Source organism: Martinezella calliandrae (assembly GCF_030272695.1).
GTDB classification, from domain to species: Bacteria; Pseudomonadota; Alphaproteobacteria; order Rhizobiales; family Rhizobiaceae; genus Rhizobium; species Rhizobium calliandrae.
This window is the reverse complement of sequence record NZ_JARFYN010000113.1, coordinates 1-9,732: the sequence shown is the minus strand read 5'-3', so window position 1 is coordinate 9,732 and position 9,732 is coordinate 1. Positions and strand designations below refer to the sequence as shown.

The window sequence follows — 9,732 nt, the reverse complement described above, 5'->3', positions numbered from 1 at the left end:
GGATTTATCACCTTGACAGCTCCCTCACCTTGGCAAAGCGGCAACGTCAATCGTGAGCAAGGGTCTCAAAGGCAGGTAATCCGCGACTGCGAGCCACGATGGTCGAGCTCGCCTGGCTATGGTTGCGGCACCAGCCGAAATCAGCACTCACCTGCTGGTTTAAGGAGTGCATCGCTCACAACAGCGCCCATCTGAAAAAGCCGATGATTGTGGCTTTGGCCCGCAAGCTGCTCGTTGCATTCTGGAAATACGTGAGCTCCGGCGTTGTGATCGAAGGCGCGATCATGAAAATCGCCTGACGCCCAAAAACGGCTGCGAAAAGCAAATTCAAATCCTCAAGGGTGTGACCAGCCCTGACGGATCCAGGTGAACGGACCGGGATTCCTTTTGGTTTCAACCGCCGATCTTAAAATTGGTTCCGTTCTCCTGAGCGCGCCCGCGAAGGCGGGAAATTGGTGCCTGCCGTTGAAGCGGCAACCGGATGTGAGGTTGTATAGGCTCGACGACGAGCCGGTAAAGCGATGGGCTCAGATTGCGGATCCGCGAACAAAGGAGGTTTTGTAACGTCATCAAAATGAACCGTTGACAAAAAACCTGACGTAAAGGATTCGAACCAATCGCCATCCTGTTTGGACGGGCTAACGCCTTGAATATGCAGCAAGGCTCGATAAGTTGAGGGCCGAGCCGCGAGGCACTACTTCGCGAACTCGCGATATAGCTCGACCGTCGGCGCGTGCGTATCGACCGCGTCGGTGACCTTGGCTGCCATCGGCAGGTTCTTCTTTTCCGCGTCCCATACCGCCCTAAAACGTTCAACCGTCTGGCGCGCGGTGTCGATCACCAGCTTCTCGGAAAGCTCCGCTTTCGCAGCCAGATGCGCCAGCTCGTCCTTCGACAGCGCCGCCATCTTTTTTGTGCGGGAGAAATTGAGCGCCGCCGTATCTTCCCCATCGATGTATGGGATAGTCGACAACAGGTCATACGCTGGCGAGAGCGCAGGGGTGCGGCGATCAGGATAGATGAGCGACCAGTTCTTCAGGTGCATGTCACCATTGCCGATTAGCGTGCTGAAGACTAGACGCCGGATGAATTCCGCCACGTCGGCCGTGCTGGTTTCGATCCCCAGCACGCGGCCGATCATCCGGTAATTGCCCTTATCGTATTTATGGTCGGGAAAGACGCCGAAGACTTGCGCAAAATCCTCGATATGCACCGGTCCCTCCGACGTGCGGTCAAAACGCTTGATCGCCAGCGCCTGCCCGTGCAGCTCGCCCACCCCTTGCGGCAGGCCGCTTATCGCATCGAGATCAACCAGCTGGATCTCGGGCACGTCCATGCCCATCATGCGGGCGATGGTCATCATCGCGAACTCGTTCTCGGGCACGCCGCTATATTGCTGAGAGGGCAGTTTCACGATCCACGAGCCACCCGTGCCCTCGGCCGGAACGGTCAAGCCGCAGCCCTTGTTGTCGTTCTTAAAGGCCGAGAATTTCAGCTGCACACCCGCCAACGAAAAGCGTAGCGCGTTCGGCCGAGCTTCAACGATAGCCCGCTCGTCATCCGGAGGCGCGTCATCCCCTTCGGAGGGATGCACCGTCACAGCCCCAGGCAGGTCGCGGCCGAGCATCCAGAGCAGGAAGAACTCCCGCGACGGCTTCACACCCGCACGACCAGCGAGGTATTTGCGCAGCGGTCCTTCCGGCAGTAGGTTCGAGAAGAAGGGCGGGACCAGCATGTTGTAGGGCCTGAACTTCGTAATGAGAGCCCCAAACGGGTCTTTCAGAGACAGGCTAAGCGTCGGTCGCTTTTCGTCTTCGATATAAGCATAGTTGAACGCGAAGATGGTGCGCCCGTCCTGCAGGTTTGTAAGGGTCGCTACCGGTTGCCCATACAGTCTGACATCGAGGACCTTAATCTTAGGCATTATCGTCTTCTTCATCCAGCGCATAGGCCGAGCGAGGGACCGCGTCGTCACGGTCGCGGTGCACCGCGGCGTTGCGTAGGTGTCTTACGGCATGTACGATCCTGCTCAGCTCCTGACGGGACGGAGGATCGGCCTGCCACCGGTCGAGGCGTGCAGTCGCCTCTTTGAGTGTGTCCATCTCCTCGGCCGACAGAGGAAGATGCCTTAAGAGCGCAAGGCTATCTTTGAATGTATCTGCTTCGGAAGCACTACCGAACGCGCTCCTGTGCTGCGCAAACCACCGCTCGAGGCGCCCCACCAGTTTGCGTTGATCGGATGTCAGAACATTACTCGATGCCGCTGCGCTATCGATGATGTTGCGGATCGCCGGCATCATTTTTTTTGGGGCAAGGACAATCTCGAAGTCGAGCGCGCGCGCCACATCCACTAGGCTGCCAAGTCCGGGCTCCATGGTGCCCCGTTCTATCTGAGAAATATGGCTTTGCGTCAGGCCCGATCGTGCGCTCAGCTCGCGCTGGCTCATTTTCTGCGCTTCGCGCGCAGCGCGCAGCTGCTGCGTTATATGCTCCGTTTTGTACACTGTATCACTATCCTGTATCGCACAATGCGATCCATGCAGGATAATATATAGAGAATTCTAGAGAGCGATGCAATCAATATACAAAACCGTATCGATGTGAGGCATATATATAGAATAATATATCAGCTTGCAGGCTTCGTCACAACTGCCTATCAGCTCTTATGGTCACCCATCAGTGCGCGCAGCAGATCAACCTGCATAGACCCTACAGGCATAGTGTTGCTGTAAGGGGACATTGATGTAGGCTTGCCCATCCGGTTGCGGCCGCGCGTGCACGCCGAATGCCTCGAAAAGCCGGAAGCCAATCGCCCCAACATCGACGAGCGCATTGTAGCTTTCCCACTCCTCCCGAGTATCCCATAGCGTGCACAACTGGTCCACCAACTGGCCAATGGCAGTGACAAAGGCACGATCCTCGGTCGGTAGCACAGGCACCACTTCGCAGAGCGTACCGGTATCGTTCATCCCGTCCAGATGACCGAACAGGTAGGACGCGATCCGCAGGGGCTCAAGGATAACAATGCCGACTTCATAGAATACGCGCACCACATCTCCATGCAGCCGATAAGACCGGATAGCATCGCGCGCTGTGATACGGCAATCCGTCAGCCGGATCGCGAGATTGTTGCGGAAGCGGGCTTCCTCGTTTATCGCAAACCCTGAGAGCTTCGACATCATGCTATTCAAGCGCAAGGCAGTGTCGATCCATCATGAGCTGAAGAAGGCGCATGCTCAGCTCGAGAGCGGCTCGACCATCGGCAAGGTCGTCCTCGAAGGGTTCTGACAATCGAGGGCAGCTTTTCGCGGCCGCCCTTGCCTGTCAAATCTCCATGCGCGCCAAAGTTCTCCTTCGTTAGATTAGTCGCGAAATTAATTCCATAACTTCGCTGCTTTGCACTTATTCGAAAAGAAGCGCTCACCGGGCGCTTACCCTCCATCGAACGATGCTGCTTTCTCGCTTTGAGCAGGTTCGAACCGACGCCCCGTGGATCGCGGACAGATTTGAGAATGTGATCTCAACCGTTGTCGTCGGTGAACAGATTGGCGCAATTGTGCGTTCTTTCGGTATCCACCTTGAGAAGGCCGACCACTTGCTTTATATGATGCGTGATGATTGATGCGCGATGAGGCGGATATGAGAACGACCTTGGCAATCGACGACGATGTCCTGATCGCCGCAAAGGCGATGGCAACACAGCAGCACCGGAGCGTCGGCGAGGTTATTTCTGAGTTGGCGAGACGCTCTCTGCGCCGACCGCCCAGCAGCGGCGAGCGCAATGGCATTCCTCTCCTGTCGGCTCAGCCGGATGCGCCGCCAGTGACGCTCGAAATCGTGAACGCCTTGCGTGACGAACTGCCGTGACTTTCCTGCTCGACGTCAATGTTCTGATTGCCTTAATCGATCCGAGCCATGTAGCCCACGATGATGCGCACGAATGGTTCGCGGCGATGGGTCAGACCGCGTGGGCCACCTGCCCCATTACCGAAAATGGTGTCATCCGGATTGTCGGCAACCCCAAATATCCCAACTCTCCCGGTTCACCGTCACTCGTGATGGAGATCGTCCGCAAATTGCGGTCGCTCCCCGGTCACAGTTTTTGGCCGGACGATATGAGCCTTGTCGGGTCAGTTGATATCGCTCCCGCGAAAATTCTAACATCGGGGCAGGTAACTGACACCTATCTGCTTGCGCTAGCCAAGGCGCGTGGGGGCCAGCTGGCGACATTCGATCGCAAGCTGTCAGCAGCAGCGGTTACAAGGGGCAATTCCGCCTTGCACCTGATCACCACGAGTAGATCGTGAGTTCCCGTCGATCCATTATGCGATATTCTTCGCCCAGAAGGTAAACACCATGGCAACAAGCCGGACGCTGGCCTCGAAAGCTCTCGCCGTGCCAGAACTGTTGACACCCCTATTTCAGTGTTGGTGGCGTAACGTTCATTTTATGAAACTTACCGTTCCATACCCGGATATTTCGGCGAACCTTTAGCGCTGAAAATCGTTTGAAAACGTTCATCTGTAGGCTTGACGCGCGATTCGTTTCGCATCTCCGCCAACAGCTCGGCCGCGGACGAACTGTCGAAATGCGCGCGAGCAGCGGGTGGGGGGAAGCTAATGACCCTTGACGCTACAGTTCTTCGTCGTTTCCTGCCTCGTAAGGTTCCGGACGGCTTTAACCGCTTCCGTCACCATGGCTATCTTGCCAACGGCCATCGGCAACAGGAGCTGGAGTTGCGCATCAATCTACTCAACATTCCCTGCCCCGGGCGAGCGATCGAGATCCGGCCACACGCGCAACAATGCCCCTGTTGTGGCGGAAGGATGAATATCCTCGGCACCTGGAAGCCCTCTCAAGCGTCAGGCTTTCGGTCAGGACATGCGCCTTGGCCGGCGCAGCTTTGACCGTTGGCCTCGAGCGAAAGGAGCTGATTGCGCCGCCGGCCGACAGATCAATTACGGACGCATTCGGTACGATCCAAAACCAGCCACGCCCGCTAGTGATGCACCAAAGCAAATCGCCGACAATGCTCAAGATACGCCTTATCGTGAATGGATAGGAGCTCGATCACACTCGACCAAAGCCAAGAGGGCATCTCCGGTTCTTTCTTGCGCGAACGGCCAAGTTCCAAGATCCACGAGCGCCATTCCTGGTGATGCATCTGCCGACCGTGAGCGTGCCCCAGGACCCCCCCAAGGTAGTGGGCCATCGCCTGGATTTCATTTCCGGTGAGACGATCAATCTTAATCTTCATGTCCTGGGGTGCAATCTCGCGAATAAACACAGCCTTACTCAAAACTTTCGACGCGACCATCCGCTCACCAAGATTGGGGGAAAGCGCCTTTGCTCCCGCAACCACCCTCTCGGCATAGTCCCGCGGCATCCTCGTTTCCGAGGCTGACGGAGCGGCAGCGGGCACAGCCTCCTTGACGTCCAGCAACGAAACAGGTCCGTGCTTGCCATTTCGAACCAAAACGGCGCATCGCAGACGGCCAAGAGAGCTGCAGCCCTTGATCCAATAAGCTGCATCGAGGATGGTCAACTCGTCAGACGTGAATTTCTCAGGGTCTAGCACGGTCTTTTCCATTTCTCGGTCACTGCAAAGCGCTAGAACCGCGGCGCGTTCGGCTCGATGCAGTGGCCAAAGGCGTTTGTTGCGGGGGAGCAAGGGATGTTTCGTTTGAAGGTCTTCCATTGCGAGGTTCTTCCAGCGTCTGTGAATAGCCCGCTTTAATAGCTTTCTTATGTCCTTAGGTTTGCGCAATTGCGGCGTGCTCACCTGGCTTTCCACGGAGGCAGCCTCGTATCCGGCAATGAGGGCTTCCAGCATTCTTGCAGTCGTGACGCCGGGGAGGTCCGAATCCCGCGCAGCTGATGCGAGTGAAAGGCCCAGGCGGATGAGATCGTGTGAGGGATTGCCGATAACCGTCTGATCGAAGTCCCTGATCTGAACTGCAACTTCGCCATCGCAATCCGCCACGGCGCCGAGGTTGCCCAGATGACAGTCACCACAGATCCAAACCGGGTGTCCTTCTGCAATGGATATTGAACGCCCGTCCAGCCATTCATAAAAATGCTTCGTCGTGCCTCGTATGTACGCTTCTGGCGACCGCGCCATCTTAAGGTTTCGTCGGAAGTCCAGAAAAGAATCACGATCCTTGCCACTCATCAGGTCACATTTGCACCTCTGCTACATTATGCTCATTGCGACCCAGGGGAAATCTGGCGGGTCGTGGCGATGGATGTGACGGGTCTGGTATCGAAAGCGGCCACCATGTCGCAAAAAATCCAGTTGATCTCGAAAATTCACTGCGATGCTTTTTCGACGTTGGATGAATCATTGACCGCGCCAGTCCATTATGAAGCCGGGTTGATGCTCGCCTTTACGTTAAGGCTATCAGTGTTTCCGTTTGCACCAGCCGTTCTGCGCCATCGCGATGGCGCAGAACAAACCGCTTGCGGCTCAAGGACGTCGGCCGCCAGTGACAATGAGCAAGTCCTCTTCTTCGTCGCGCTGACGGCCACCAAGGGCTGAAGCTGCCGATGCTATGAATGCGCCGACCAGTAGGGACAGGGAACCGACCAGCGCGGTCGTCGCGCCCGTCTTCCTGGCTTTGTCAGTTGCTTCTTTTGCCGCCGACTTGGCGTCGTCGATTTGCTTAAGAACAGTATCAACACGATTGCGGGCATCCGTTTCGGAAAGACCTGTGCGGGCGGAAATGATCGTCGCAATATAGGATTTGTCTGCATCCGGGACCTGTTGGTTGGCTGCACCCTGCAAGAGAATTCGCGAGATTTCGACTGCGGCGGCTCCATCGTTGGATTGAGCCCGATCTCCAGCCTTTGCAGGCCGGAGGAGGGCGTCGGTGAAATATGCAGTCGAGTCCGTATTGCGTGTCGATGCAGCCGAAGCGCCGGCACTAATGGCGTTTTGCGCGACTTGACCCGCAGCATCGGCAGACGCACTCGCCAGCGAAGTCAATGAAGAGGCGAGAAACCCTGCTAAGAACAACGTCGCGAGCGCCCAACTCAGAAACCCATGGGCGGTGTCGCGAAAAAAGACTTCATCGGAGTGGACTTGAACCCATTTCGTGCGCAGACGGCCCGTGAGATAGCCACCAGCCGCTGACGACAGCCATTGAACGACCACCAGCCAGATGGCCGCAGTGATGCCCACGGCTGCCTCCGAATTGCTCTGGCTAGACCATGGAGAAACCATCGTCAGGCCAACGCCTGATCCAAGCAGCAGAAGGATGAGAGTAATCCCGGTTGCGGCAAGGGCGCCTCCAATAATGGGCCCCCAGACAATAGCGGGCTTAGAGGATTCGACAGGAGCGGTTCCTGCAGGCACGTCTTCGGCGGCCGACATTGACACCTCCTATCGCATGAAGAGAACGAGAAGAATAACGATCGGCAATGGAATACCGAGAAGCCAGAGCAGAATACCTCGACCCATTTGACATCCTCCGAGAGCGAACTGATCCCTAACGGCAATCGAGACGGTTTGTTCCGGAGTGTTCGTTCGCGTTGAGGTCTGCCTCGATACTGCTAAATCATCACACACTAAATTCGACATCATCTTCCGCGACAAATGTGCGTACGTCGCAAACGTAAGATTTTCAGCACGGATTCGACCCGGGCAGGTCACTTCCAGGGTAAGCTTCGGGCCCATTCGCATATGGCTTCCTGCCAGCAGGGGCATTCGGTCGTCAGTTCTCGCTTTCAGGGCTTGCGCGCGTATCGTCTTCTCGCTCGTCTGCTCGATCTATGCTTCCACTCGTGCCGATGGTCGAGATGACGTCCCTCGGGCCGCCTTCCTCGGCGGCATCGAGATCGTATTTCTTCTGGAAATCTGTCGAAGAATAGGCGGCACTTCTTATCGTGTGGCGCCGTTCGAAAGAACGTTGCGCTTCCATATCCGATGATCATCCTCGTGCTGACAAAGCAAATCGACATCCGCGCTGAAAGTTTCTTTGTGCGCGAAATATCGCGAACGAGCACGCCGAGATTGAGTACGCGCGAGCGCAAAGTATTTCGAGTTGCTTTGGTTTAGTGTCTCCGGCTTTCAGGGAACAAACAGACTGCAAGCATAGTTCAGTCGCACCAAGATCGGCGGATATGAACTGCGTCGGATTTCTGCTGGGAGGCGGTCATGAGCGACTATCGGATGGACGACAGAAGCGCTGTCGTTGAACCTTCAAAACCACGGCTGTTGGAAATCCTTGGACCTGGTCTGGTCACTGGCGCTTCGGACGATGATCCGAGCGGCATCGCCACCTACTCACAAGCGGGGGCGCAATTCGGCTATATCGCGAGCTGGACGTTGATCTTCACCTATCCACTGATGGTCGCCGTGCAGATGATCAGCGCGCGCATTGGTCGGACCACGGGTCGGGGTTTGGCGGGCAGTATGGTGCGGTGTTATCCCCGCTGGGTTGGCGTAAGCATCACCGTTCCACTTTTGGTCGCCAATGTCATCAATCTCGGCGCGGATCTTGGAGCCATGGGCGATGCAGCTCATTTGCTCCTCAACGGCAACGCGCTGATCTATGTCGCAGCCTTCGGTGTGATATGCGTTCTTCTTCAGGTCCTTCTCAAATACAAGCGCTATGTCGCGGTCCTGAAATGGTTGAGCCTGGCGCTGCTTTCCTACATTGCCACGTTATTCGTGGTGCACGTCGATTGGTTGAACTTCACGAGAGGGCTTTTGCTGCCGACATTCAAAGGAGATCCCAATTACTGGTCGATGATCGTGGCGATCTTCGGGACGACCATCAGTCCCTATCTTTTCTTCTGGCAGGCGTCCGAGGAAGCCGAAGATCTGAAAGAAAAGCCCCGTGAGGAACGGCTGGTCAAGCATCCTCAGGAGGCGAAAAGGGCCAACATGCGCATTACGCTCGATACGCTGATCGGTATGGCTGCGTCCAATATCGTCGCGCTCGCGATCATCACGACCACCGCCGCAACGCTCAACAGTGCGGGTGCGACCAACATCGAAAGTTCGGTCGATGCAGCAAAAGCGATAGAGCCGCTCGCCGGCAGTTTTGCCAAGATCATCTTCGCGACCGGCATCATAGGAACCGGCCTGTTGGCTGTCCCCGTTCTCGCTGGTTCGGGCGCCTATGCGGTTGGCGAAGCGGCCCGCTGGAAGGTAGGCCTATCGCGCGAGCCAAGCGAAGCCAAGGCTTTCTATGCAACGGTGGGATTGGCAACGGCCGTTGGCATGCTTTTGAACTTTACGCCGATCGCGCCAATGAAGGCTTTGTTCTGGAGTGCCGTCATCAATGGGATTGTCGCCGTACCCGTCATGGTGATCCTGATGCTTATCGCGACCAACCGTAAGGTCATGAAGCAGTTTGTCATCGGGGCGTGGCTGAAGGTCTTCGGCTGGCTGTCATGCGTTGCCATGTTCGCCGCGGTGATCGGTATGGCCGTGACCGCATTTTTTTAGGAACCACGCAGGAACAAAGTTTCGATCGTTTGGTCAGAGGTGGCTCGGTTCGAACTCCGTCAACTCATGATGCGGCAAGTCTAGGCGATATTGCGAGGAATTGCCGATACTTACCCATATCTGGACGCCTGTTGAAATCAGGACAAGCCACGGCGAATATGCCCATTCGGCTCCCTTGAAGAGTAAGCGCGTAGGCCATCCCACGTAGCGCCAGGATGGGAAATCGTTCATTTTCAGCATGAATCATGCTGGGAATCCTATGAGTGAAGATATGAATC

Annotated in this window: 11 protein-coding genes and 2 pseudogenes; 6 read left to right on the top strand and 7 right to left on the bottom strand. The window is 56.2% G+C overall.

Annotated elements, in window-relative coordinates; all coding sequences use genetic code 11:
• A pseudogene (locus PY650_RS35830) lies at positions 1-299 on the top strand (transposase); the annotation flags it as partial.
• A gap of 395 nt (positions 300-694) precedes the next feature.
• On the opposite strand, the gene PY650_RS35825 reads toward PY650_RS35830, so the two are convergent.
• The 3 genes from PY650_RS35825 to PY650_RS35815 form a co-directional block, all read right to left on the bottom strand.
• On the bottom strand, positions 695-1,924 hold the full coding sequence (locus tag PY650_RS35825; RefSeq protein WP_285884809.1) for a type II toxin-antitoxin system HipA family toxin: 1,230 nt from the start codon (positions 1,922-1,924) through the stop codon (positions 695-697).
• Complete coding sequence (locus tag PY650_RS35820; protein ID WP_349644551.1) at positions 1,917-2,447, bottom strand: helix-turn-helix domain-containing protein; 531 nt, start codon at positions 2,445-2,447, stop codon at positions 1,917-1,919. The genes PY650_RS35825 and PY650_RS35820 overlap by 8 nt, the downstream gene beginning before the upstream one ends.
• 246 nt (positions 2,448-2,693) lie before the next feature.
• Positions 2,694-3,179, bottom strand: a complete 486-nt coding sequence (locus PY650_RS35815) for a hypothetical protein (protein ID WP_285884807.1) — start codon at positions 3,177-3,179, stop codon at positions 2,694-2,696.
• 460 nt (positions 3,180-3,639) lie between these two features.
• Between PY650_RS35815 and PY650_RS35810 the strand changes: the two genes are divergently transcribed.
• The 3 genes and pseudogenes from PY650_RS35810 to PY650_RS37600 all read left to right on the top strand — a co-directional run.
• A complete protein-coding gene (locus PY650_RS35810) occupies positions 3,640-3,867 on the top strand; it encodes a CopG family transcriptional regulator (protein WP_285884806.1) in 228 nt (75 codons plus the stop codon).
• Positions 3,864-4,307 carry a TA system VapC family ribonuclease toxin gene (locus tag PY650_RS35805; protein ID WP_285884805.1) on the top strand — a complete coding sequence of 148 codons (444 nt, stop codon included), beginning with the start codon at positions 3,864-3,866 and terminating at the stop codon, positions 4,305-4,307. Before PY650_RS35810 ends, PY650_RS35805 begins: the two co-directional genes overlap by 4 nt.
• Before the next feature lie 288 nt (positions 4,308-4,595).
• A pseudogene (locus tag PY650_RS37600) lies at positions 4,596-4,907 on the top strand (hypothetical protein); the annotation flags it as partial.
• 92 nt (positions 4,908-4,999) lie between these two features.
• Here PY650_RS37600 and PY650_RS35800 read toward each other — a convergent pair.
• A complete protein-coding gene (locus PY650_RS35800; protein WP_285884804.1) occupies positions 5,000-6,172 on the bottom strand; it encodes a DUF2252 family protein in 1,173 nt (390 codons plus the stop codon).
• Positions 6,173-6,235: 63 nt separating this feature from the next.
• Here PY650_RS35800 and PY650_RS35795 point away from each other — a divergent pair, with 63 nt between their 5' ends.
• Positions 6,236-6,538, top strand: a complete 303-nt coding sequence (locus tag PY650_RS35795; protein ID WP_285884803.1) for a hypothetical protein — start codon at positions 6,236-6,238, stop codon at positions 6,536-6,538.
• On the opposite strand, the gene PY650_RS35790 is transcribed toward PY650_RS35795, so the two are convergent.
• A complete protein-coding gene (locus PY650_RS35790; protein ID WP_285884801.1) occupies positions 6,467-7,372 on the bottom strand; it encodes a hypothetical protein in 906 nt (301 codons plus the stop codon). The two genes, PY650_RS35795 and PY650_RS35790, sit on opposite strands and share 72 nt — an antisense overlap.
• 340 nt (positions 7,373-7,712) lie before the next feature.
• On the bottom strand, positions 7,713-7,919 hold the full coding sequence (locus PY650_RS35785; RefSeq protein ID WP_285884800.1) for a hypothetical protein: 207 nt from the start codon (positions 7,917-7,919) through the stop codon (positions 7,713-7,715).
• Between the two features lie 236 nt (positions 7,920-8,155).
• Between PY650_RS35785 and PY650_RS35780 the strand changes: the two genes are divergently transcribed.
• Positions 8,156-9,454 carry an NRAMP family divalent metal transporter gene (locus PY650_RS35780; protein ID WP_285884799.1) on the top strand — a complete coding sequence of 433 codons (1,299 nt, stop codon included), beginning with the start codon at positions 8,156-8,158 and terminating at the stop codon, positions 9,452-9,454.
• A gap of 64 nt (positions 9,455-9,518) precedes the next feature.
• Here the strand turns inward: PY650_RS35780 and PY650_RS35775 are convergent.
• Positions 9,519-9,732: hypothetical protein (locus tag PY650_RS35775; RefSeq protein WP_285884798.1), on the bottom strand; the 214-nt coding region annotated here is incomplete at its 5' end.

What these genes read in the sequence shown, in the direction of transcription:
- PY650_RS35815 (WP_285884807.1), bottom strand. Translation starts at nt 3,179, where the DNA reads ATGTCGAAGCTCTCAGGGTTTGCGATAAACGAGGAAGCCCGCTTCCGC.
- PY650_RS35810 (WP_285884806.1), top strand. Translation starts at nt 3,640, where the DNA reads ATGAGAACGACCTTGGCAATCGACGACGATGTCCTGATCGCCGCAAAG.
- PY650_RS35825 (WP_285884809.1), bottom strand. Translation starts at nt 1,924, where the DNA reads ATGCCTAAGATTAAGGTCCTCGATGTCAGACTGTATGGGCAACCGGTA.
- PY650_RS35785 (WP_285884800.1), bottom strand. Translation starts at nt 7,919, where the DNA reads ATGGAAGCGCAACGTTCTTTCGAACGGCGCCACACGATAAGAAGTGCC.
- PY650_RS35800 (WP_285884804.1), bottom strand. Translation starts at nt 6,172, where the DNA reads ATGAGTGGCAAGGATCGTGATTCTTTTCTGGACTTCCGACGAAACCTT.
- PY650_RS35790 (WP_285884801.1), bottom strand. Translation starts at nt 7,372, where the DNA reads ATGTCGGCCGCCGAAGACGTGCCTGCAGGAACCGCTCCTGTCGAATCC.
- PY650_RS35820 (WP_349644551.1), bottom strand. Translation starts at nt 2,447, where the DNA reads ATGAGCCAGCGCGAGCTGAGCGCACGATCGGGCCTGACGCAAAGCCAT.
- PY650_RS35780 (WP_285884799.1), top strand. Translation starts at nt 8,156, where the DNA reads ATGAGCGACTATCGGATGGACGACAGAAGCGCTGTCGTTGAACCTTCA.